We start from the raw sequence: 22,049 nt of genomic DNA, 5'->3' as shown, positions 1-22,049 counted from the left end.
GCTGTGACTGAACCACTGATTGCACTCAACAACGTTGAGGTCCTGTACGCCGACGTGATCCTTTCACTGAAAGGCATCACGCTGGAGGTGGCGGCTGGCGGCTGTACGGTGCTGCTGGGCCCCAATGGCGCTGGCAAGAGCAGCACGCTCAAAACCATTTCCGGCATGCTGGATGTGGAGGAAGGGCGTGTGGCCTCCGGCAACGTGCGCATGTTGGGCCAAGAGGTCACCGGGCGCTCTGCCGAGCAGATGGTGGCCGATGGCGTGGTCCATGTGGTCGAGGGGCGCAAGGTGCTGCGCCACATGACGGTGGAGCAAAACCTCGTCGTGGGCGGGCATCGCCTGACACGCATGGCCGACGTGAAGCAGGGGCTGGAGCGGGTCTACGGCCTGATTCCCCGACTGGCTGAACTGAGAACCCGCACCGCGGGCTACCTTTCAGGTGGGGAGCAACAGTTGTTGCTGATCGGGCGCGCCATGATGGCGCAACCCCGACTGCTGATGATCGATGAACCTTCACTGGGCCTGGCGCCCATGATGGTCAGTGAAATTTTTGCGTTGCTTGCCAAACTGCGCCAGGAAGGTGTTTCTCTGCTCATTGTGGAGCAGCACGCCCAAGCCGCGCTGGACATTGCCGACCACGGCTACATCCTGGAAAACGGTCGCGTGGTGCTGGAGGGCACGGCCGCCGAACTGCGCGCCAATGAGGACATTCAGGAGTTCTATTTGGGCAAGCAGGCCAGCGGAGAACGGCGCAATTATCGCGAGGTCAAGCACTACCGTCGCCGCAAGCGTTGGTTGGGTTGAAGGCATGCCGACGCTTCACGGCATTGACTGGACGGCCGAGCCACGGGTGGGCAGCATCGTCCTCGATCGCGCAACACACCACAACGCTTTGGGATTCGACACCGCGTCCGCTTTGGCGCAGGCGATCGCTGAGGTGCTGGCCGCGCAACCGCGTGTGGTGGTCATCAAGGCACGAGGCCCCATTTTTTGCGCAGGGGGCGATATCCAGGAGTTCGCCAGCGCGGGTGATCAGTTGCCGCAGCTTGTCAATGACATCCTGGATCAACTCCTTCCGGCTTATTTGCAGCTGGCACAGGCGGCTTGCCCCGTTGTGTCCGTGGTGGGTGGACCTGTAGGCGGTGCGGGCATCGGTTTGGCCTTGTGTGGCGATTTCGTGCTGGCCAGTGACACCATGAAACTGCGCACAGGGTATTCAGCCATAGGCTTGTCCCCAGATGTCGGGGCGTCCTATTTTTTGGCGAGGCGCATCGGAGCTGTTCGAGCGCAGCAATGGTTGATGCTCAGTCAGGCCGTGGATGCACAGCGTTGCCTGGCTGCCGGTGCCGTCGATCAAGTCTTTCCTGCCCAAGAGCTGGAAGCTGCGGCTCAAGGGTTGGTCGGACAGTTGTGCCACTCTGCGCCTGCCTCATTGGCCGCCATCAAAAAACTGGCGACACAAGGGCCAGGCGTGTCCTTGCAGGACCACTTGCTGCTGGAGCAGCAATTGCTGAAAGCCTGTGCATCCACCTCGGATGCACGCGAGGGGATAGCCGCTTTCGTACAAAAAAGACCCGCTCTATTTAAGGGGCAGTGAGCGCCCGATTCTGAAGACGCCATTGAGATTCACAGATGACAACCATGCCAAACAGCCACAACACCATCATTGACCTGCTGGAGCGCAATGCCCGATCGCAGCCAGACAGCCCTGCGCTGATTTTCGAAGGCCACAGTTTCTCGCATGCCACTTTGCATCAAGCCGTGCAAAAACAGGCTGCAGCTTTGCATGCTGCCGGTGTCAGACGTGGCGATCGCGTGTTGGTGGTCAGCGGCAACCGCCCCGAGGTCTTGGTGTTGTTGGGCGCTGTGGCTTGGCTTGGAGCCATGCTGGTGCCGCTCAATCTTCGTCTGTCATCGGCTGAAATGGCCCAGCAAGCGCGTGATGCCAGTCCCTCCCTGCTCATTGTTGACGCAGGGTGTGCCTCGTTGTGGACAGCGGCATGGCCCGATGGCATGGCTGGTGTACCCCTTGAAACCCTGACCGAAGGCGTCAATGGGGCATTGGCCTGTGTGGGTCAATCCCAGGGTCATGTACCGCGTCAAGATGCACCCGATCTGGGGGTCATCATGCTTTACACGGCGGCGGTGGAAGGTCATGCGCGAGGCGCGGTTTTGTCCCAGGCGCAAATGCGCGCATCCGCCATTCAAACGGGTGGCGTGTGGTCACTGGGTGTTCATGACCGTTGGTTGGGCGTGCTGCCGTTGTTCCATGCGGCCGGTATGGGACTGGCTCTTGCGCTGCTCGAAGCGGGCGGTGCTAGTGTGATCTTGCCGCGTTTCGATCCCGTGGCAGCCGTCGCAGCTGTAGAGCGCCACGACATCACGGTGTGCGCCACCTTTGCCCCGATGCTGGGTGCCTTGCTGGATACGGCAACGCAAAACCTTGACGGTGCGGCGTCACTGGCCAGTTTGCGCGTGTGCATGGGGTTAGAGCCCCCTGACGTGATTGGCCGATTGGCCGCGCTGTGCCCTGCTGCCAAATTCTGGTCGGCCTACGGTCAGGCCGAGGTGTCCAGCATGGTTTGTCTGGGTTTGCAAAGTGAGCGCCCGGGCGCCGCCGGTCGACCCATGGCGCCGACCGAAGTGCGGGTGCAAGATGCGGCAGGTTGTGCCTTGGCCACAGGACTCGAAGGCGAGATTGCCGTTCGAGGTCCGACCGTGTTTCTGGGGTATTGGGAGCCTGAAACCCAGCGGCCGTTCAAACCGACTGACCCTTGGCACCGCACAGGAGATCTTGGACGCATCGATGAGGACGGTTGGCTGTGGTTTACCGGTCGCACGGCCCATAAACAACTCATCAAGACGGGTGGGGAAAATGTTTATCCGGCCGAGGTGGAGCAAGTCTTACTCGAACATCCTGCCGTGGCCGAAGCCTTTGTCTTCGGCAAGCCAGACGACAAATGGGGTGAGGCCGTACACGCAGTTTGTTCCCTGAAAACCGGGTCAAACGTTGCGGCGGCAGAACTGCTGAATTTCCTCGATACGCGCATTGCCCGTTACAAGAAACCGCAAAGCTTGGCCTTTCTCCCTGCGCCGTTGCACCGTAGCACCCATGTGTCAACATGAACTCCCGATACGGTTGCCCTTGCATTAAAGAACATCTGCAATAGCCAATACAGGACAGGGATCGCCTTGGCCGACAAGAGTCGGCGAGTGGATTGCTTCAAGTGTCTGCTCCCGCTGCAAAGCACGCTCAGCTTTCGCTGGCCTCCAAGCCCGAAGGCGTGAGCCCGATAGCTGAAACGTCATCGAGCGTCAACAACGCGCGTCATGCCCATCAAGTCATCACATCGCTCACGCCCAAGCGGATTGACAGGCCCCCAAAAGCCAAGCCCAACTTGACGCTGGGCTTGGCTTGTCTCAATTGACAATGGCTTGAGAAACCAGGTTCTTCATCAGTCTGCGGTAGCTGGCACGCAATGGACTGGGGGACTGTGTCATGTAGACGGCGCACAATTTTTCTTTGGGTTCAGCCCAGAAAAAAGTCCCCGCAAAGCCAGCCCACATGAACTCGCCCGCCGAGCCGTGCACCGGGGCAATGCCGTCTTGTGATCGAACCAGAAAACCCAGTCCAAACGTGTAACCGTTGGTCCCCAACAAGAGTTGACCCGGGTTGGTGGTCGTGTTGATGGCGGTGCCAAGGTGGTCGGCCGTCATCAGCCGCACGGTAGAGGGCGACAGAATCCGGGCACCGTCCAGTGATCCGCCATTCAACATGGCTTGGCAATACCGCAAGTAGTCGCCCGCTGTGCCCACACCGCCAGCACCGCCCGAGTCATTGCCGGGTACTTTGGAAACGTCGATCAAAACGTTGGGCGCACCCGTCAAGGGGTCTTTGGCAAACGCCTCAGCCAAACGCGAGGCATTGGCCGCAGGAACATGAAAACCTGTGTCCTTCATTTTGAGGGGCCCAAACATGCGCTCGTTCATGAAGTCATTCAGGCGTTTGCCACTGACGGCTTCAACAACACGACCCTGAATATCCACAGACAAGGAGTATTCCCAGGTCGTTCCGGGTTGCTGAGCCAGAGGCGCTTTGCCGACACCCTCCGACATTTCATTGGGTGTCACACCCCGTGCATCAAACGGGACACTGGGAAGAAAAACTTTGGCTTTGGTGTACGCGTCTTTGACGGGCGTATTGGCGGTGAGTTCGCCATACGCAATGCCCGAGGTGTGCCTCAACAAGTCTTGAATCGTGGGCTCACTGTTGGCAGGCACCATTTTGAAGGTCACCGCACCCGATACGGGATGGATGGACGGAACACTGACTTGGGGGTTTTTGAAAGCAGGCAGAAATTTGGAGACGGGATCTGTGAGTTGAACTTTCCCGTCTTCCACCAGCATCATGAGTGCCGTGGACACCAGCGGTTTGGTCATCGAATAGATTCTGAAGATCGAATCTTCTTTCATGTCACCGCCACCCGCTTGGCCTGTTTTGCCAAACGCCTCCGAATAGACCAGCTTGCCATTGCGAGCAATCATCACCACTGCGCCGGGCAACCGATTGCTGGAAACCTCTTGCTTCATGGTCGCAGACAGCACTGCCAAGCGTTCTTTGGACATTCCTACAGATTCCGGTGAAGCTTTGGGCAAGGCTTGCGCCAGTGCAGATTGCGCGAGAAACAAAGCAGCGCCAGCCATGAGCAAACTGGGTTTGAATGAAATCTGTTTTTTCTTCAACGTGACGGTCATGTGTGTCTCCAAAAAATGTGTGTGATGAGGTTTGTGAATCCAGTTCAAAATCCTGAAAAAACACCAATGCACTGAACTCGCCATCATCTTGTTGGGTGAATACGCATCAATATGTCGCTTTCGTTACATGGGTTTTTTGCGATCAATCTTGCTGGATCGAACCTTGGCAACTGACCGGTGTGGATCGACACAGCCGGTCCTGTCACCCCCACAGCTGCCCTTGCTCTGAAATCCGGTTACCCTCCAAAACCTCACAACAACCTTGCTCAGTCTGGTTCTGCCCATGCCCAAGTTCACCCGTCTTTGGCCCCTTGTGGCCCTGTTGTTGTTGCAAGCTTGCAGCAGCCTGCCCCCTGAAACCTACACGCCCAAACTGGGGCAAATGGGCAAGGACGTGATGTGGTTGCCCACCCGGGACGAGCTGGTCACGCAGATGCTGGCGGCCGCACGCGTCGGCCCCAATGACGAGGTGGTGGACCTGGGCGCGGGCGACGGCAAGATTCCGATCGCGGCGGCGCGGCAGTTCGGGGCGCGGGCCTGGGGCATTGAATACAACAAAGACCTGGCCGCACTGGCCCAGCGCAACGCACAAAGGGCAGGGGTGGCCGAACGTGTGCGCATCGTGCACGGTGACATCTTCAAAGAAGACTTTTCCAAAGCCACGGTGGTCACCATGTACCTGCTGGAAGAGCTGAACGCGCAATTGCGGCCCACGATATTGGCCATGAAACCGGGCACGCGGGTGTTGTCCAACACGTTTTCCATGGGCGACTGGGAACCCGATCAGGTGATCCGCGCGGGCACCAACACAGGCTATTTCTGGACCGTGCCCGCCAACGCAGCGGGCCAGTGGACGGTGCAAGGCCTGGATCGCCGAGGCCCTGTGCGCTTGCAGCTGACGCAGCGGCACCAGCGCGTGGGCGGAACGCTGACCTTGGGCACACAAGTGCAGCCTTTGTTGGGGGCTCGCATCGAGGGGGATCAGTTGCATCTGAGCTTCATCAATGCCGACGGCCAACTCCAGGCGGCCAAGCTGCAAGTGCAGGGCCAGACCCTGGCCGGGGAGCTGGTCGGTCCTTATGGCATGGTCGAGGTGCAGCCAGAGGTGGTCAAGCTGTCGGGCCAACGTGTGGCCGACTGAGCCACCGAAAGTCATCCATGAACACCACTGCAGACTTTCTCATCATTGGCGGCGGCGTGGCCGCAGCCTCGGTTGGCCATTGGCTGGCCCCTCACGGCCGGGTGGTTTTGCTCGAACGTGAATCGCAGCCGGGCTACCACGCCACGGGGCGCTCGGCGGCCTTGTTCATGGAGAACTACGGCACACCGCAGGTGCGGGCGCTGACGCGGGCCAGTCGGGCGTTTTTGCAGTCACCGCCACCGGGCTTCAGCGACCACCCCGTCTTGTCACCCCGTGGGGCCGTGATGGTGGCCACACCGGGTCAAGATCAGCTGTTGGCCGATGACTGGGCCGCCTCGTCTCAGGCCACGCCCCATGTCCGCTTGCTGGACATGGCCCAAGCCTGTGCCTTGGTGCCGGTGCTGCGCCCCGAAAAAATCATCGGTGCGGTGTTCGAACCCGACGCCATGGACATGGATGTGCACAGCATCCACCAAGGCTATTTGCGCGGCATTCGACGCCACGGCGGACAGCTGATGTGCGACGCGCAAGTCACGGCCTTGCAGCACAGCCACGGAGTGTGGCGCGTGCAGGCGGCGGGGCAGACCTTTGAAGCGCCAGTGGTGCTCAATGCCGCCGGGGCTTGGGCTGACGAAGTGGCCCGGCTGGCGGGCGTGCGCCCCGTGGGCTTGCAGCCCAAGCGCCGCTCGGCCTTGACCTTTGCGCCGCCCCCCGGTCTGCTGTGCAGCCATTGGCCCATGGTGGCCAGTCTGGACGAAAGTTGGTACATGAAACCCGATGCGGGCATGTTGCTGGCCTCGCCCGCCAACGTGGACCCGGTGCCGCCGCACGACGTGCAGCCCGAAGAGATGGACATTGCCCTCGCCATCCACCGCATTGAAGAGATGACCACCTTGCAGATTCGCCGCCCGACGCGCACCTGGGCCGGTTTGCGCTCCTTTGTGGCCGATGGCGATTTGGTCGGCGGTTTTGACCCGCAGGCCCCAGGCTTTTTTTGGGTGGCGGCGCAGGGCGGCTACGGCATCCAGACTTCGGCGGCCATGGGGCAGACCTGTGCGGCGCTGGCCATGGGCCAAGGCGTGCCTGAGGCGGTGGCGGCGTTTGGCCTGACGGCTGACATGCTCTCGCCAGCGCGTTGGGGCTGAACCCAGGGGGCTTGCACATGCGCTTGTTTTCTTACCGCGACCGCCCCGTGCACTTGGGGCCCTACCCACTGGAGCGCCTGCGCCGCACGGCGGCCACGCCCGACGACAGCGTCGTGCCGCCCATGCAAGCGCTGCGTTTTGAACACGATGACCCCGAATCGATGGCCCACGCCATGGCGCGTTACATGGCCATGTTTGATCTGGTGCGCGATGGGGCCGTGAACCCGCAAATAGGGGAGATTCCGGCCGAGCCCGACGAACGCGCCCGGCACCTGAAGGCCGCGGGTTATTACTTTGACGCGTCGATGATGGGCATTTGTGCCCTGCCCGCCAGCGCCTGGCTCGCCGATCCGATCCGCAACCCCGCTGTGCCTGCCTTGGGCGAAGAGTTGGCACAAAGCCAGCCCGCCAGTTTTGCGGCGGGCATGGACATGATCTTGGCCGATGTGCTGGAGTCCGCCCGCACTGTGCATGGGCCGATTGCGCACCACAGGCACGCCATCGTGATCCTGGTGGAGTTTGCGCGAGACCCCAAACCGGGTGAGCCCGGCTGCGACTGGCTGGACGGCACACAAGAGCCCCGTGCCGCCGTGCTGGCGGCGCAAACAGCCGTGCTGCTGTCGAGTTATTTGCGCATGCTGGGTCACGAGGCCCGCGCCCACAGCGCCAGCTGCAGCGATGTGGACTTGGCCCGCCTGGCCCTGGCCGCAGGCCTGACGCTGCCCGATGGCGGCAACCCCTATGTGGGCCAGCGCTATGCCTTGGCCGCTGTCAGCACCACGCTGGCCATCGCCCCCGATCAGGCGCTCGACCCTCAACAAAACCGCTGGCAAAGCCACGGCCCGGCCTGGTGGCTAGGCCAAGGCACCTTCAAAGGGGCATTCCACCGCGACGCTTATGCCCGGCGCGAGTTTCGCCAAGGGGCGCACCCGTTTGAAACGCTCAAGCGTCAAGACACGCCCACCACCTTCATCGACCACGACCGGGTGCCTCGATTCCCGAAGCGGGCCGACTTTTTTGCCCGGGCCTTGTTTGGCGACTTGGGCAAGTCGGTGCAAGACGACGCCAAGAACGCGCACTACGTGATGAAAAGCCCCATCGGGGCCTGTGCACGTCGGGCGCTGGGCGCATTGCTGCTCTTGCAGTTTGGCCCGGCGCGTGGCCCGGTGGCCGCCAGCACGCTCGACCCCCAACGCAATGCCGACAAGCTGAAAGCCGCTTCTTACTATTTGGGGGTGGACGCGGTGGGCCTGTGCGCCGTGCCCGAGTGGGCCTATTACTCGCACGACGCGGGTGGCAACCCCATGCCCGCTTACCACGCCAACGCGCTGAATTTGTTGATCGACCAAGGCCACGAAACCATGGAAGGCGCGAGTGGTGACGACTGGATTTCGGTGGCGCAAAGCATGCGGGCGTATTTGCGCTTTTCGCTGATGGGCGGCATCTTGGCCGAGCAGATTCGGCGGCTGGGCTATTCGGCCCGGGTGCATTCGGTGCTCGACGGTGATGTGCTGCAGCCGCCTTTGTTGTTGCTCTCGGGCCTGGGCGAAGTCAGCCGCATTGGCGAGGTGATCCTCAACCCGTTTTTGGGCCCGCGCCTGAAAAGCGGCAGCGTGACCACCGACATGCCCATGACGCCCGACCGGCCCATCGACTTTGGCTTGCAAAGCTTTTGCGAAAGCTGCAACAAGTGCGCCCGCGAATGCCCGTCCGGGGCCATCACCGCTGGCCCCAAGCTGATGTACAACGGCTACGAAATCTGGAAAAGCGACGCCGAAAAATGTGCCCGCTACCGCATCACCAACGCGGCAGGCGGCATGTGCGGGCGCTGCATGAAAACCTGCCCATGGAATCTGGAAGGCCTGCTGGCCGACAGCCTGTGGCGCCAAGTCGCCATGAAGCTGCCCGCCGCTGCACCGGCGCTGGCGCGGCTCGATGACCTGCTCGATCGCGGCAGCATCAACCCGGTCAAAAAATGGTGGTGGGACATCGAGCTGGACAAGCGCACGGGCCGCTATGTGCAGGCTGCGCAAACCCACCAGCGCACCCTGCAAAAAGACCTGGACCTGCGCTATGAAGACCAGACTCTGGCCGTGTACCCGGCCGACAAAATGCCGCAACCTTACCCGGTGACTTACCCGGTCAACCGCGAAGAGGGCATTGCCCGCTACCAGGCCTTGCTCACGCCTGCGCAATACCAAGCCCGTTTGGCGGCAGGCCAGACCGAAGGCCTGGCCCCAGGGCCGCAGCCCTTGCCTGCCGAGCCGCCGGTGTTCCCGGTGGTGCTGCACAAACGTGAAGAGATGGCCGAGGGCCTGGCGCGTTACGAGTTCAAAGCACCCGATGGCCGCGAGCTGCCACCGTTTGAGGCAGGCGGGCACATCGACGTGGTGATCGCGCCCGAATACCAGCGCCCCTACAGCCTGGCGGGCGATCCGGCGGACCGCAGCAAATATGTGCTGGGCGTGTTGCGCGAGCCGCCCGAATCCGGCGGGCGCGGCGGCTCGGCGCTGATGCACCGGGCTTTTCGCGAAGGGCGTAAGGTGTTTGTGTCGCGCCCGGTCAACCACTTCGCGCTGCACGAAGACGCCACCCACAGTTGGCTGATGGCCGGGGGCATTGGTGTGACGCCCATGATCGCCATGGCGCACCGCTTGCATGCTTTGGGCAAACCGTTTGACTTTCACTACAGCGCCGCCAGCCGCACCACAGCGGGCTTTTTGAAAGACCTGGCCCAGGCCCCCTGGGGCCATCAGGTGCAATACCACTTCAAAGACGAAGGTCAACGGGCCGACCTCATGGAACTCTTGCCCGACTTTGAGCCAGGCCAGCATGTGTACACATGCGGTGCACCGCGCTTCATGGAAGGTGTGTTTGAAGCGGCTGCTGCGCATGGCTGGCCACAAGACGCGTTACACCGCGAATACTTCAGCGTGCCCGAGGCCGACGCCTGGGTGAACCAACCCTTTGAGCTGCTGCTGCAAAAGTCGGGCCGCCGCCTGCAGGTGCCTGCCGAGCGCAGCGCCACCGAGGTGCTGGCCGAGGCGGGCGTGGGCGTCAGCGTGAAATGCAGCGACGGCCTGTGCGGCGTGTGCGCCCTGCCTTACGATGCACAAGCCTCTGATGCGGTGGAGCACCGTGACTTTGTGCTGAGCCACAAAGAGCGGCAGCACAAAATCATCTTGTGCTGCTCACGCGCCCAGCATCCTCAGGGTTTAATCGTCCTTGACATGTGAAGAGGGGATCGCTTGAATCCGGTCGAGGCCGAGGCGATCTGCACCGTGTCTGCAATACATCAACAACAGGGAGAAATCATATGGACAAAGAACGCCAAGTCTTCATCACCGGCGGCACCAGCGGCATTGGCGCAGCCATTGCACGGGCTTTTGCGGCCACGGGGGCCAGTGTCACCGCCACGGGGGCCACCAAGGCCGAAGTGGAAGCTGCACAGGCTTTGCCCGCCAACCGCCTGATCGCTTTCCATGTGATGGACGTGCGTCACGCAGAGCATGTGCGGGCACATCTGGGTGAATACACCGCGCTCGATGTGTTGGTCAACTGCGCCGGCATCATCCAGCGCAACGCCGAGCACGACCCTGAGGTGTTTGCCCAAACCGTCGACATCAACCTCAACGGCACCATGCGGGTGTGCGCTGCGGCGCGTGCAGGCCTCAAGGCACGCCAAGGCTGCATCGTCAACACCGCTTCCATGCTGAGTTTTTTTGGGGGTGGCCTCACGCCCGGCTACAGCGCCAGCAAGGGCGGTGTGGCGCAACTGACCAAGTCGCTCGCCATTGCCTATGCGGCCGACGGCATCCGGGTGAACGCCGTGGCCCCGGGCTGGATCGCGACGCCCTTGACCCAAGCCTTGCAGGACGACCCGGCACGCAACGCCCAAATTGTGGGCCGCACGCCCATGGGCCGTTGGGGCCAGCCCGAAGACGTGGCCGATCCGGTGCTGTTTTTGGCCAGCCCGGCCGCACGTTTTGTCACGGGCGTGGTCTTGCCTGTGGACGGTGGTTACCTGATTCAATGAACCGTTGGGCGGGGGTGCTGACTGGGCGCCCGGGTGCCGAGTCAGGCTACAAGTTTTAACAAAATTTACTTTTTAATCACTCGTGTGATTGTTTTGTTGGCATGAATTGATAAATAAAATAGAGCACTTTGGATTTATCTGACCACCCATGCGTTTGTTGTTGACTGTGTCCACCCTCTTGGGTTTGTTCTTGGCGGGCTGCGCCACAGGGTCCGCCCCGATGGCGGGCGCCGAAATCCAGTCCATCACCGACATCATGGTGTGTGACCAAGACCCGGCCCCTGTTCGAGGGGCTCGCGGCGAATACCAGGGCTTGCAACTGGGCTGCGCTTTGAATCAGCGGCCAGGCCAAATGCTCATCGTTCAGGAGAGCCCGTCCAGACGGGTCAAACTCCAAAACGATGCGCACAAGAACGGTTTTTTCAAGGTGGGCGACCGGGTCATTTACCCGGCTGAGAGCATCTGGTCACGTCACGCAGCAGACTTGCCCTGGATCAAACTGGCCCCGCCTTGAGCGCGGGGCATGCAAGCTTGCAGGACCCGCCACCCGTAGGAGCGGTGCCCCCGCCGCGATCAAGCCTCGCAGACCACTGCCCATCGCCGCGAGGGCGAGGCACCCACACCTACAAGGCCCAGTCCCCGGGCGTTCAGGGCTGTGGTCCCCAAGGCGCGGACAGCATGAGCTTGTTTTCCTGCTCGCGGATCAGCGGGCGGATTTTGGCCGCAAAGGCCATGAATTGCGCATCGCCATACACCCCGGCCCAAAAAGCGCGGCGGTCGTTGTCGTCGTCGAACTTCCAGACGTGGATGAGTTGGTTCAGCGCACCCACGTCACCGGTGAAATAACCCACCAATTTTTGCGGGTGCTTGGACAGCACCGGCCAGCCTTCGTTGGTGTAGAGCGAGACCAGCTCAGACATTTTTCCCACAATCGCGTGGTAGGTGCGCAGTTCATAAATGGCCATGAAAACTCCAAGTGTTCGGGGTGAAAGGAACACAAACTTTAGGCGCAGATGACGCCTGCGCATGTCGGCAAGGTGACGCCGGGCAGGCCGGGCTTGGCGCATCCACCAGCCATGCCCTGTAAGATCAAAAACTGTTCCGGCTGAACAGTCCTGGCTGAACTGTCCCGGGTTTGAGCCCCCGCTTTGCCCCCGTCTTGATGGAGACCCCCATGAACGCACCGCTTCCTCACGCCGCCCTGAGCCCTGTGCAAGCCGCCGACCTGGCCGCCTTGCCCCTCATCGAAAAATGGATCGCCTTTGCCACCGTCTCCCGCGACAGCAACCTGGCCTTGCTGGACTGGACCGAGGCTTACCTGAACGATCTGGGCATCAGCTGCAGCCGCACCTACGACGACAGCGGGCAAAAAGCCAACCTCTGGGCCACCCTGCCCGCGCACGACGGCGAAACCAAAGTGGGCGGCCTGGTGTTGTCGGGCCACACCGACGTGGTGCCGGTGGACGGCCAGCCCTGGGACACCGACCCGTTCAAAGTCGTGATCCAAGGCGACAAGATGTACGGCCGGGGCGTGACCGACATGAAGAGTTTTGGGGCCATCTGCCTGATGATGGTGCCCGAGCTGCTGAAAAGAAAACTCAAGCGCCCGATCCACCTGGCTTTCAGCTACGACGAAGAAGTGGGCTGCATTGGCGTGCGCCGCATGATTGCCGACATGGTGGCCCAGGGCTTCAAGCCTGCAGGCTGCATCGTGGGCGAGCCCACCGGCATGCAGGTGGTGATTGCGCACAAGGGCAAGCATTCGTACAAAACCACGGTGCACGGTTTTGAGGCCCATTCTTCGCTCACGCCGCTGGGTGTGAACGCGGTCGAGATCGCTTGCGAGTTTGTGGCGAACCTGAAAACCATGCACCGCGAGCTGGTTCAAAACGGCCCGTTCGACCCGATCTACGACGTGCCGCACACCACCATCCACACGGGCGTGATCGCAGGCGGCACCGCGCTCAACATCATCCCGCGCCAGTGCGAGGTGACTTGGGAAATCCGCCACCACCACATGAACACGCCCGAAGACCTGTTTGCCCAGGCCAAAGCCTTTGGCGAGAGCTTGGTGCCCGCCATGCAAGCGGTCGCACCCGACACCGGCATCACGCATGAACTCAAATCGGTGTTGCCCGGTTTTGCCACGGCGGCCGACAGTGAGATCGCGCAGCTGTGTTTTGACTGCGCCGAAGTCGACCCGGCCAGTGGCGCGGGCAAGGTGTCCTTTGGCACGGAAGCTGCTCTGTTTCACCAGGCGGGTGTGCCCACCATCGTGTGCGGCCCCGGCCACATCGCGCAGGCGCACCAGCCCAACGAGTGGGTCACGCTGGAGCAACTGGCCTGGTGCGAGCGCTTCATGCGCCGCCTGGCCGACCGGGTGTGCGTGGCCTGACTTTGAATGTTTTGAACCCATCACAAGGAAACTCTCATGATGCAACGGCGTGAAATTTTGACGGCCACTTTGGGCACAGCTTTGCTGTCGGCCGTGGGCCTGGCGCAAGCGCAATCCACCAAAACGGTGCGCATCGTGGTGCCTTTTGCAGCCGGTGGTGTGCAAGACACGCTGGCCCGTGCGCTGTCCCAAGAGATGGCAGCGGCCTTGGGCCAGACGGTCATTGTGGAAAACCGCGCAGGCGCAGGCGGCACCGTGGGCACCGGTTATGTGGCCCGCGCCGAGGCCGATGGCACGGTGATGGTGGCCGCAGCGGCCAGCCACAACATTGCCGGATCGCTCTACACCAAGCTGGCTTATGACCCGCAAAAAGACTTTGCACCCCTGGCCCACATTGGCAGCGCCAGCTACGTGCTCATGGTGCACCCCGATGTGCCCGCCAAAAACGCGGCCGAATTCATCCGTTATGCCAAGGCCAACCCCGGCAAGATGAACTACGCCAGCGCCGGTGTGGGCAGTGCCACCCACTTGGCCATGGCCTATTTCACGGGTCTGTCGGGCACGGACGTGGTGCACATCCCGCTCAAGGCCACGGGCGAAGCCATCAACGAAGTGCTCTCGGGCCGCGCCCAAGCGGTGATTGCGGCCAGCATTGGCGCACTGTCTTTTGTCAAGGACAACCGCATCCGCTTGCTCGGGGTGACCTCGCCCCAGCGCAGCAAATACCTGCCCGACTTGCCCACCATTGCCGAGAGCGGTTTGCCGGGTTACCAGTTTGATTCGTGGTTCGGCTTCTTGGGCCCTGCCGCTGTGCCGGCCGCCGAAGCCAACCGCATCAACGCGGCTGTGAGCAAATTGCTCAAAGACCCGGCCGTGTTGGCCCGCCTGGACAAGCAAGGCATTGAGCCCCGCGACATGAGCAACGCCGATTTCGGCAAGCTTTTGGCCGCCGACTATGTGCGCATGGCGCAGGTGGTCAAGGCTTCGGGGGCCAAGATCGATTGATCCTCCCCAGGGTCAGGCGGCGGGGGCCTGTTCGGCCAAAGGCGCTGTTCAGGCAACCATGAAGGCTGTTCACGCGCCCCAGCCGGACAAAGCGATCACGCCCAGCACCGCAAAAATGCCTGCCGACACCAAGTGAACAAGGCGCAGGGGCACGCGCCGGGTGATGGCGTCACCCAGCCAGACCACCGGGGCGTTGGCCAGTATCATGCCCAAGGTGGTGCCTGCGACCACCATCAACCAAGCGTTGTACTGCGCGGCCAACATGACCGTGGCAATTTGGGTTTTGTCGCCCATTTCTGCCAAAAAGAAGGCCACGACGGTCGTTAGAAAGACGCCCATGCGGGGGGCGCTGTTGCCCTCATCGTCGTCCAGTTTGTCGGGAATGAGCATCCACACGGCCATGGCAATGAACGATGCGCCCAAGACCCAGCGCAACACATCGGGCCCCATCACCGTGGTGACCCAACTGCCCACAGCACCAGCCAGTCCATGGTTGGCCAGTGTGGCCACCAAGATGCCCAGCACAATCGGCCAGGGTTTGCGAAAACGGGCGGCCAGGACCAGCGACAAGAGTTGGGTTTTGTCGCCCATTTCGGCCAGGGCCACGATGCCGGTCGAGACGAAGAAGGCTTCCATAGGGTGGATTCACAGAGTCAAAGATGGCGCATCTTACGTGAGCGATCTGGGCCTGCTCTGCAGGTGTGCATCAATTTGGGCCTATTTCTTGCTTTCGTTTGGTGCGCCAAGGGGCATGAAACCCTTTATGCACCAATTTAGTTCAAAAAACCTTGAGAGACGGTCATGGAAGCACTGAAACAGGGCGCAGATGCGCTATTTATTTTGTTGGGCGGCATCATGGTCTTGGCCATGCATGCTGGTTTTGCATTTTTAGAGCTGGGCACGGTACGCAAAAAAAACCAGGTCAATGCGCTGGTCAAGATCTTGGTGGACTTTTCCGTGTCCACGGTGGTTTATTTTGTGGTGGGCTACAGCGTGGCTTATGGCACCACCTTCTTTGTTGGGGCCGAACAACTGGCCGCCAAAAATGGCTATGACTTGGTCAAGTTCTTCTTTTTGCTGACCTTTGCGGCGGCCATTCCCGCGATCATCTCGGGTGGCATTGCCGAGCGTGCCAAGTTTTGGCCTCAGCTCATTGCCACGGCGGTGATTGTGGGTTTTGTGTATCCCTTTTTTGAGGGCATTGTCTGGAACCAGCACTTCGGGGTGCAAGCCTGGATCAAGGCGGTCACGGGCGATGAGTTCCATGACTTTGCCGGCTCGGTGGTGGTGCACGCCATGGGCGGCTGGATTGCTTTGCCTGCCGTTGTGCTGTTGGGTGCACGTTACAACCGTTACCGCAAAGATGGTCAAGTCTCGGCGCACCCGCCATCGAGCATCCCTTTTTTGGCATTGGGCTCGTGGATTTTGATCGTGGGCTGGTTTGGCTTCAATGTGATGAGCGCTCAAACGCTCGACAAAATTTCGGGCCTGGTGGCCGTCAACTCTTTGATGGCCATGGTGGGCGGGACCTTGGCGGCTTTGCTCTTGGGCAAAAATGATCCCGGTTTTGTGCACAACGGCCCCTTGGCCGGTTTGGTGGCGGTGTGTGCGGGATCCGACTTGATGCACCCGTTTGGTGCATTGGTGACGGGTGCTGTGGCAGGGGGTTTGTTTGTGGTCATGTTCACACTGACCCAAAACAAATGGAAGATTGACGATGTGCTGGGTGTTTGGCCACTGCATGGTCTGTGTGGCGCTTGGGGCGGTTTGGCCGCAGGACTTTTTGGCACGCAAGCCTTGGGTGGCTTGGGTGGGGTCAATTTCACAGCCCAATTGATCGGCACAGGTTTGGGTGTTGTTTGGGCTTTGTTGGGTGGCGTGTTGGTTTACGGTGTTTTAAAGCTCACCTTGGGTCTGAAAATGAGCCAAGAGGAAGAATACGATGGGGCAGATCTGAGCGTTCACAAAATCAGTGCGACACCGGACCGAGAGGTCAGTTGGTAAAACCACAAAATATCGCCTCAAAGCCCCTGAATACGGGCTATGAGGCGATTTTCATTGCACAGTTTTTGGATTTATGACGCATAATTATTGTGCTTTTCTGTAAAAAACAGTGAGGCAATGTTTGCGGTGACCAGATCAGTTTCGCTTTCCTTCCGTGGTTTTCAGGCTTGTTGAATGCGCTTTCGGAACTCCATCGCTTTTATTTCTGTGTTTTGAGGAGTCCCTTTTATGGGCAATAAACTTTACGTTGGCAACCTGCCATATTCGGTTCGAGACGCTGATCTGGAACAAGCTTTTGGTGAGTTTGGCATGGTGACCAGCGCCAAAGTCATGATGGAACGTGACACGGGCCGTTCCAAGGGTTTTGGTTTTGTGGAAATGGGCAGCGACAACGAAGCCCAAGCGGCCATCAATGGCATGAACGGCCAAGCCCTCGGCGGTCGCAATGTGGTCGTCAACGAAGCTCGCCCCATGGAAGCACGTCCTCCACGTACAGGTGGCGGCGGTTTTGGTGGTGGCGGTGGTTACGGCGGCGGTCGCCGTGAAGGCGGCGGCGGCTTCGGTGGCGGCCGTGAAGGCGGCGGCGGTTACGGCGGTGGCCGTGAAGGCGGTGGCGGTTACGGCGGCGGCCGTGAAGGTGGCGGCGGTTACGGCGGTGGCCGTGATGGCGGCGGCGGTTACGGCGGTGGTCGCGAAGGTGGTGGCGGATTCCGCAGCCCCTATGGTGCCGGTCCTCGCGGCGGTTCAGGTGGCGGTCGCCGTGAAGGCGGTGGCGGCTACGGCGGCGGTTACTGAGCCCGTGCCAGGCTGAACCCATCAAGGTTCATCTCAAGTCAAAAAAAGCCCTGCCCTGCAGGGCTTTTTCAATTGCACAGAGCAGCACGCTCAGTCATCTGTTGGTGGGAGCCCAGCACAGGGTGCTGCCTGCCTTTTGTAGGAGCCCCGCCCCCGGGGCGATGGAGGGGGGTGGTCTGCGAGGCTTATCGCGACGAGGGCGTCGCTCCTACAAGGGGAATGTCTGCATTTTGTAGGAGCCCCGCCCCCGGGGCGATGGAGGGGGGTGGTCTGCGAGGCTCATCGCGACGAGGGCGTCGCTCCTACAAGGGGAATGTCTGCATTTTGTGGGAGCCCCGCCCCCGGGGCGATGGGGGTGGTGGTCTGCGAGGCTTATCGCGACGAGGGCGTCGCTCCTACAAGGGGAATGTCTGCATTTTGTGGGAGACCCGCCCCCGGGGCGATGGGGGTGGTGGTCTGCGAGGCTTATCGCGACGAGGGCGTCGCTCCTGCACAAAACATCATGGGCCGGATCAATTTTTGGAGATGGCGGGCTTTTCAGTGGTGGGCATGAGTGTGGCTTTGACCCGGCCTTGCATCAGGTATTGACCCGAGCGGGTGTTGAAGTCCAGCGTTTGCGAAGTGAAAACATCGCGTTGGCGGGTGATCACAACGGGCAGTGAGGACACCAGCCGGTCCTCGTTCAAAATGGCCGTCAAGCGTTCACCTTGTAGCCGTGTCAAAGGGGTGCGTGCATCGGCTTGTCGAACGGCCCGCACATTGCCGATCAAGGTGAACTGGTTGTCGTTGTCGCTGGAGATGCCCTGATCGGCTTCAGCGGTCAATTGGCTGCCCAGCTCGTTTTGGGCAAATATGCGAATGCGCTGGATGTGCAACTCATTGGGTTGCGGCAAATGCGTGGCGGCTGCTCCGCTGATTTGCCGCGTCAATTGGCCTGTGGCATCAAAATTTTTGACCGTGAAATTTTGCAATTGGTAATCTGGCTCGGTGCGCACAGGCCGGTCAAGGTCGGTGGGCAGCAACTCGGGCAAACTGCGCACCAACCACCAACTGACCAAGGCCAAGGTGGCCATGATGATCAAGGGAACGTAGAGTGTCAGTCGGTCCAGGCTGCGACGAAAACGCACCCAAGCATTCATGCCGAGGCCCCGGGGTGGTCATGGTGCCCGACTTGGGCCAGCAAACCGGCGTAGTGCCCACCCGCAACCAGCAGCAGATCACAAAACGCGCGAGCAGCACCTTCACCCCCGCGTTCGGTGGTGACGTGGTGGGCCAGGGCCTTGGCTTGCGCATGGGCATTGGCCGGGGCGCAGGCGAAGCCCGCCCGCTGCATCACCGGCAAATCGGGCCAGTCATCCCCCATGGCCGCTGCTTGTGACCAAGTCAGGCCCAACTCGGCCAGAAAAGCTTCGGCGGCAGGTCGTTTGTCTTCGGTGCCAAACCGGGCATGTTGAACGCCCAGCGCTTTCAGTCGCAGTCGAAGAGGGGCCGAATCGCGGCCCGTGATGACCACTGGTGTGATGCCCGCTTTTTGCAAAAGCTTGATGCCTTGGCCGTCGAGGACGTTGAAGCGCTTGAGGGTTTCACCGCTTTCAGAAAAATACAAACCCCCATCGGTCAGCACGCCGTCGATGTCAAAAAAAGCCACCCGCACACCTTGGGCTTGTAACAGCAGCTCGGGCGGGTAGTTCAAGGCTGGGGCAATGGTTTGCATGTCAGATCACCTTGGCCCGCATCAGGTCGTTGGAGTTGATGGCTCCGCACAAGCGGCCATGGTCATCGACCACCAAAATGCTGGTGATGCGGTGCAGCTCCATCAATTCTGCGGCCTCAACGGCCAGTGCACTTTGCGCAATGGTGTGGGGGTTGGCATGCATCACATCGCTGGCCTTGAGGGCTCGCAGGTCAACACCTTTTTCAATCAGGCGGCGCAAGTCGCCATCGGTGAAAACGCCCAAGACCCGTCCATCGGCATCGGTGATCGAGGTGGCACCCAGGCCTTTGCTGCTCATTTCACGCATGAGCGTGGTGAATTCGGCATCGGGGCTGACCTGAGGCACGTCCTGGCCTTTTCGCATGACATCGCTCAAATGGGTGAGCAGCCTGCGCCCCAAGGACCCACCCGGATGGCTGCGAGCAAAGTCTTCTGGCTTGAAGCCGCGGGCATCCAGCAGGGCCACGGCCAGTGCATCGCCCATGGCCAGCTGAGCCGTGGTGCTGGCGGTTGGGGCCAGGTTCAAAGGGCAAGCTTCTTTGTCCACAGAGCAATCGAGCACCACATCGGCGTGCCGGGCCAAAGCAGAGGTCAAGCCGCCGGTCATGGCGATCAGTGGGACGCCTTGGCGTTTGAGCACCGGCAAGATCGCCACCAGTTCATCGCTTTCGCCGCTGTTGGAAATGGCCAGTACCACATCCACCACTTTGATCATGCCCAGGTCGCCGTGGCTGGCCTCGGCCGGGTGGACAAACATGGCCGGTGTGCCTGTCGAGGCCAAAGTGGCCGCAATTTTGCGGCCAATGTGACCGCTCTTGCCCATGCCAGTCACCACCACACGGCCTTGCACGCCGAGCAACATGTCGACGGCCGCAACAAAACGATGGTCCAGCCGCTCCTTGAGTTTGAGCAGGGCGTTGGCCTCGATGTCGAGGGTTTCGCGGGCCAATTGAAGCGTTTGGTGTGGGTGTGCAGGCATGAGGATCATTTTATCGGTCTGATGGCACGGGGGGAGTGGCTGCACTCACAACGCCGTCGGATGTTCACAAGGCCTTGTTAATATCTGATCATGAATGCTTTGGAGTTGACGCTGTTGTATTTGCTGGCCGCCGTATTGGGTGTGGTCGGATGCCGCATGCTCAAATTGCCGCCCATGCTGGGTTATTTGGCGGTGGGTGTGTTGATTGGCCCCAACGCGCTGGCATTGGCGCAAAACTCCGAGGGGGTCAAACATCTGGCGGAATTCGGCGTGGTGTTTTTGATGTTTGTGATCGGGCTGGAATTCAACTTGCCCAAACTGCGCTCCATGCGCAAACATGTCTTTGGCCTGGGTTTGCTGCAGGTGGTGCTGACCTTGGTGATCGTGACGGTGTTTTCCTTGTTTGTCGCCGCCCTGGCCCCCACCCTGTGGAAGATGGAATGGCAAACCGCATTGGCTTTGTCCAGCGCCATGGCCATGAGCAGCACGGCCATCGTGATCAAGCTGGTTGCTGACCGGCTGGAGCTGGAGTCTGAGCACGGCAAGCGGGTGGTTGGGGTGTTGTTGTTTCAAGATTTGGCCGTGGTGCCCTTGATCGTGATGATCCCGGCCCTGAGCGCCCCAGCTGACGAGATGCTCACCGCCTTGTTGATGGCCGCGCTCAAAGCCACGGTCTTGATCACCGTGCTGATGACCGGAGGCCAGCGGGTCATGCGCTGGTGGTTGACGCTGGTGGCGCGGCGCAAAAGCGAAGAGTTGTTTGTGCTGAATTTGTTGCTGGTCACGCTGGGGCTGGCCTGGATCACTGAGCTGGCCGGCCTGAGCTTGGCTTTGGGGGCTTTTGTGGCCGGCATGCTGATTTCAGAGACCGAATACAAGCACCAGGTGGAGCTGGACATACGCCCCTTTCACGACGTCTTGTTGGGCCTGTTTTTCATCACCATCGGCATGATGCTGGACTGGCACATTGTGGTGGAACGCTGGCCACTGGTGCTGGTGCTGACCACGCTGCCCGTGTTGTTCAAACTGGTGTTGGTGGCCGCCTTGGCCAAGATGACCGGGGCGACACACGGGGTGGCTTTGCGCACCGGCTTGTACTTGGCGCAAGCCGGTGAGTTTGGCTTTGTGTTGCTCACTTTGGGGGCGCAAAGCCAAATCATTCCACCGGCCTTGCTCAACCCGGTGCTGGCCAGCATGGTGCTGTCGATGATGGCCACACCCTTCATCATCATGCACAGCAACAGCATTGTCATGAAGGTGGTGGCCAGCGAGTGGTTGCAGCAATCACTGCAAATGACCACCATTGCCCGCAAGTCGATCAACACCAGCAAACACGTCATCATTTGTGGCTACGGACGTTGCGGGCAAAACCTGGCCCGCATGCTCGAAAAGGAAAACATCCCCTACATGGCGCTCGATCTGGACCCGGACCGGGTGCGCCAGGCCGCAGCGGCGGGCGATTCGGTGGTGTTTGGTGATGCCGGGCGTTTGCAATCGCTGATGGCCGCCGGTTTGGCCCGCGCCAGTGCAGTGGTCATCACCTACCTCGATGTGCCAGCCGCCATGAAGGTGCTGGACCACAGCCACAGCCACGCACCTCAGGTGCCAGTGATTGTGCGCACCAAGGACGATTTGGACCTTGAAAAGCTGCAACTCGCCGGGGCCACCGAGGTGGTGCCCGAGGCCCTGGAAGGCTCGCTCATGTTGGCCAGCCATGCGCTGGCGCTGGTGGGTGTGCCCATGCGGCGCGTGATCCGCATCGTGCAAGACCAGCGCGATGCCCGCTACAACTTGTTGCGTGGTTATTTCCATGGCGCGGACGACGACACCCTGAGCGAAATTGACCACGAAAGGTTGACCACCGTGGGCCTGCCTTTGGCGTCGCCCTGGTTGGGCAAGCAGGTCAAAGACCTGGCGTTTCACGCCATGGGCGTGCGTGTGGTCAACCTGCGCCGCGCCAACGGTCAATCTGAACAAGTCAGCGACAACACCGAGCTGTTTTCGGGCGACACACTGGTGTTGTCTGGTAAGTCCCAAACCCTGGCTGTGGCCGAAGAAAAACTCCTGCGAGGCTGAA

The 22,049-nt window shown here is 60.8% G+C and carries 19 protein-coding genes; 13 read left to right on the top strand and 6 right to left on the bottom strand.

Annotated features, from left to right (window positions below; translation table 11 throughout):
• The first annotated feature begins 3 nt into the window (after positions 1-3).
• From AMM41_RS16225 to AMM41_RS16215, 3 genes are read left to right on the top strand one after another with little or no spacing between them, the layout of a single operon-like run.
• Complete coding sequence (locus tag AMM41_RS16225) at positions 4-807, top strand: ABC transporter ATP-binding protein (protein WP_228769319.1); 804 nt, start codon at positions 4-6, stop codon at positions 805-807.
• Between the two features lie 4 nt (positions 808-811).
• Positions 812-1,600, top strand: a complete 789-nt coding sequence (locus tag AMM41_RS16220) for an enoyl-CoA hydratase/isomerase family protein (RefSeq protein ID WP_089961373.1) — start codon at positions 812-814, stop codon at positions 1,598-1,600.
• A 44-nt stretch (positions 1,601-1,644) separates the two neighbouring features.
• Positions 1,645-3,129, top strand: a complete 1,485-nt coding sequence (locus AMM41_RS16215; RefSeq protein WP_194944827.1) for an AMP-binding protein — start codon at positions 1,645-1,647, stop codon at positions 3,127-3,129.
• 294 nt (positions 3,130-3,423) lie between these two features.
• On the opposite strand, the gene AMM41_RS16210 is transcribed toward AMM41_RS16215, so the two are convergent.
• A complete protein-coding gene (locus AMM41_RS16210; RefSeq protein WP_228769318.1) occupies positions 3,424-4,758 on the bottom strand; it encodes a serine hydrolase domain-containing protein in 1,335 nt (444 codons plus the stop codon).
• A gap of 283 nt (positions 4,759-5,041) precedes the next feature.
• Between AMM41_RS16210 and AMM41_RS16205 the strand changes: the two genes are divergently transcribed.
• The 5 genes from AMM41_RS16205 (at position 5,042) to AMM41_RS16185 (ending at position 11,594) form a co-directional block, all read left to right on the top strand.
• Entirely contained in the window at positions 5,042-5,899 is an 858-nt protein-coding gene (locus AMM41_RS16205) for a methyltransferase domain-containing protein (RefSeq protein ID WP_089961365.1), read from the top strand.
• A gap of 17 nt (positions 5,900-5,916) precedes the next feature.
• Positions 5,917-7,044, top strand: a complete 1,128-nt coding sequence (locus AMM41_RS16200; RefSeq protein WP_089961361.1) for an NAD(P)/FAD-dependent oxidoreductase — start codon at positions 5,917-5,919, stop codon at positions 7,042-7,044.
• 17 nt (positions 7,045-7,061) lie between these two features.
• Positions 7,062-10,280 (top strand): 4Fe-4S double cluster binding domain-containing protein, encoded by a 3,219-nt coding sequence (locus AMM41_RS16195; RefSeq protein ID WP_089961495.1) that lies wholly within the window; start codon positions 7,062-7,064, stop codon positions 10,278-10,280.
• 80 nt (positions 10,281-10,360) lie between these two features.
• Positions 10,361-11,080, top strand: a complete 720-nt coding sequence (locus tag AMM41_RS16190) for an SDR family NAD(P)-dependent oxidoreductase (RefSeq protein WP_089961356.1) — start codon at positions 10,361-10,363, stop codon at positions 11,078-11,080.
• Positions 11,081-11,228: 148 nt separating this feature from the next.
• Positions 11,229-11,594, top strand: a complete 366-nt coding sequence (locus AMM41_RS16185) for a hypothetical protein (protein WP_089961353.1) — start codon at positions 11,229-11,231, stop codon at positions 11,592-11,594.
• A 133-nt stretch (positions 11,595-11,727) separates the two neighbouring features.
• Here the strand turns inward: AMM41_RS16185 and AMM41_RS16180 are convergent, their stop codons facing one another.
• Entirely contained in the window at positions 11,728-12,045 is a 318-nt protein-coding gene (locus AMM41_RS16180) for an NIPSNAP family protein (RefSeq protein ID WP_089961350.1), read from the bottom strand.
• Positions 12,046-12,254: 209 nt separating this feature from the next.
• Here AMM41_RS16180 and argE point away from each other — a divergent pair, with 209 nt between their 5' ends.
• Both argE and AMM41_RS16170 read left to right on the top strand, forming a co-directional pair.
• The gene (gene argE, locus AMM41_RS16175) at positions 12,255-13,475 is read left to right on the top strand and encodes an acetylornithine deacetylase (protein WP_089961491.1); all 1,221 of its coding nucleotides are present in this window, start codon (positions 12,255-12,257) and stop codon (positions 13,473-13,475) included.
• Positions 13,476-13,511: 36 nt separating this feature from the next.
• Positions 13,512-14,480, top strand: a complete 969-nt coding sequence (locus AMM41_RS16170) for a tripartite tricarboxylate transporter substrate binding protein (RefSeq protein WP_089961346.1) — start codon at positions 13,512-13,514, stop codon at positions 14,478-14,480.
• Between the two features lie 69 nt (positions 14,481-14,549).
• Here AMM41_RS16170 and AMM41_RS16165 read toward each other — a convergent pair whose 3' ends face one another.
• On the bottom strand, positions 14,550-15,116 hold the full coding sequence (locus AMM41_RS16165; protein ID WP_089961343.1) for a TMEM165/GDT1 family protein: 567 nt from the start codon (positions 15,114-15,116) through the stop codon (positions 14,550-14,552).
• 165 nt (positions 15,117-15,281) lie between these two features.
• On the opposite strand from AMM41_RS16165, the gene AMM41_RS16160 reads away from it, so the two are divergent.
• Both AMM41_RS16160 and AMM41_RS16155 read left to right on the top strand, forming a co-directional pair.
• The gene (locus AMM41_RS16160) at positions 15,282-16,484 is read left to right on the top strand and encodes an ammonium transporter (protein ID WP_089961339.1); all 1,203 of its coding nucleotides are present in this window, start codon (positions 15,282-15,284) and stop codon (positions 16,482-16,484) included.
• A gap of 228 nt (positions 16,485-16,712) precedes the next feature.
• Positions 16,713-17,279, top strand: coding sequence for an RNA recognition motif domain-containing protein (locus AMM41_RS16155; RefSeq protein WP_089961335.1), 567 nt, complete (start codon positions 16,713-16,715; stop codon positions 17,277-17,279).
• 512 nt (positions 17,280-17,791) lie between these two features.
• Here AMM41_RS16155 and lptC read toward each other — a convergent pair.
• Genes lptC through AMM41_RS16140 form a run of 3 tightly spaced genes read right to left on the bottom strand, consistent with a single transcriptional unit; the run spans position 17,792 to position 19,972 of the window.
• The gene (gene lptC, locus AMM41_RS16150) at positions 17,792-18,418 is read right to left on the bottom strand and encodes an LPS export ABC transporter periplasmic protein LptC (protein ID WP_089961332.1); all 627 of its coding nucleotides are present in this window, start codon (positions 18,416-18,418) and stop codon (positions 17,792-17,794) included.
• The gene (locus AMM41_RS16145; protein WP_089961330.1) at positions 18,415-18,993 is read right to left on the bottom strand and encodes a KdsC family phosphatase; all 579 of its coding nucleotides are present in this window, start codon (positions 18,991-18,993) and stop codon (positions 18,415-18,417) included. The genes lptC and AMM41_RS16145 overlap by 4 nt, the downstream gene beginning before the upstream one ends.
• A gap of 1 nt (position 18,994) precedes the next feature.
• Complete coding sequence (locus AMM41_RS16140; RefSeq protein ID WP_089961488.1) at positions 18,995-19,972, bottom strand: KpsF/GutQ family sugar-phosphate isomerase; 978 nt, start codon at positions 19,970-19,972, stop codon at positions 18,995-18,997.
• Between the two features lie 90 nt (positions 19,973-20,062).
• Here AMM41_RS16140 and AMM41_RS16135 point away from each other — a divergent pair, with 90 nt between their 5' ends.
• Positions 20,063-22,048, top strand: a complete 1,986-nt coding sequence (locus AMM41_RS16135) for a monovalent cation:proton antiporter family protein (RefSeq protein ID WP_089961327.1) — start codon at positions 20,063-20,065, stop codon at positions 22,046-22,048.
• Position 22,049: the final 1 nt, after the last annotated feature.

It is taken from the genome of Limnohabitans sp. 2KL-3 (genome assembly GCF_001269405.1).
In the GTDB taxonomy this organism is placed as follows: domain Bacteria; phylum Pseudomonadota; class Gammaproteobacteria; order Burkholderiales; family Burkholderiaceae_C; genus Limnohabitans_A.
The sequence above is the reverse complement of the archived record's forward strand: the minus strand, read 5'-3'. Positions and strand labels throughout refer to the sequence as shown.

Bases quoted from the DNA above. Each gene is read 5' to 3' on its own strand.
- AMM41_RS16220 (WP_089961373.1), top strand. From the start codon at position 812: ATGCCGACGCTTCACGGCATTGACTGGACGGCCGAGCCACGGGTGGGC.
- AMM41_RS16215 (WP_194944827.1), top strand. From the start codon at position 1,645: ATGCCAAACAGCCACAACACCATCATTGACCTGCTGGAGCGCAATGCC.
- AMM41_RS16210 (WP_228769318.1), bottom strand. From the start codon at position 4,758: ATGACCGTCACGTTGAAGAAAAAACAGATTTCATTCAAACCCAGTTTG.
- AMM41_RS16205 (WP_089961365.1), top strand. From the start codon at position 5,042: ATGCCCAAGTTCACCCGTCTTTGGCCCCTTGTGGCCCTGTTGTTGTTG.
- AMM41_RS16200 (WP_089961361.1), top strand. From the start codon at position 5,917: ATGAACACCACTGCAGACTTTCTCATCATTGGCGGCGGCGTGGCCGCA.
- AMM41_RS16195 (WP_089961495.1), top strand. From the start codon at position 7,062: ATGCGCTTGTTTTCTTACCGCGACCGCCCCGTGCACTTGGGGCCCTAC.
- AMM41_RS16190 (WP_089961356.1), top strand. From the start codon at position 10,361: ATGGACAAAGAACGCCAAGTCTTCATCACCGGCGGCACCAGCGGCATT.
- AMM41_RS16185 (WP_089961353.1), top strand. From the start codon at position 11,229: ATGCGTTTGTTGTTGACTGTGTCCACCCTCTTGGGTTTGTTCTTGGCG.
- AMM41_RS16180 (WP_089961350.1), bottom strand. From the start codon at position 12,045: ATGGCCATTTATGAACTGCGCACCTACCACGCGATTGTGGGAAAAATG.
- argE (WP_089961491.1), top strand. From the start codon at position 12,255: ATGAACGCACCGCTTCCTCACGCCGCCCTGAGCCCTGTGCAAGCCGCC.
- AMM41_RS16170 (WP_089961346.1), top strand. From the start codon at position 13,512: ATGATGCAACGGCGTGAAATTTTGACGGCCACTTTGGGCACAGCTTTG.
- AMM41_RS16165 (WP_089961343.1), bottom strand. From the start codon at position 15,116: ATGGAAGCCTTCTTCGTCTCGACCGGCATCGTGGCCCTGGCCGAAATG.
- AMM41_RS16160 (WP_089961339.1), top strand. From the start codon at position 15,282: ATGGAAGCACTGAAACAGGGCGCAGATGCGCTATTTATTTTGTTGGGC.
- AMM41_RS16155 (WP_089961335.1), top strand. From the start codon at position 16,713: ATGGGCAATAAACTTTACGTTGGCAACCTGCCATATTCGGTTCGAGAC.
- lptC (WP_089961332.1), bottom strand. From the start codon at position 18,418: ATGAATGCTTGGGTGCGTTTTCGTCGCAGCCTGGACCGACTGACACTC.
- AMM41_RS16145 (WP_089961330.1), bottom strand. From the start codon at position 18,993: ATGCAAACCATTGCCCCAGCCTTGAACTACCCGCCCGAGCTGCTGTTA.
- AMM41_RS16140 (WP_089961488.1), bottom strand. From the start codon at position 19,972: ATGCCTGCACACCCACACCAAACGCTTCAATTGGCCCGCGAAACCCTC.
- AMM41_RS16135 (WP_089961327.1), top strand. From the start codon at position 20,063: ATGAATGCTTTGGAGTTGACGCTGTTGTATTTGCTGGCCGCCGTATTG.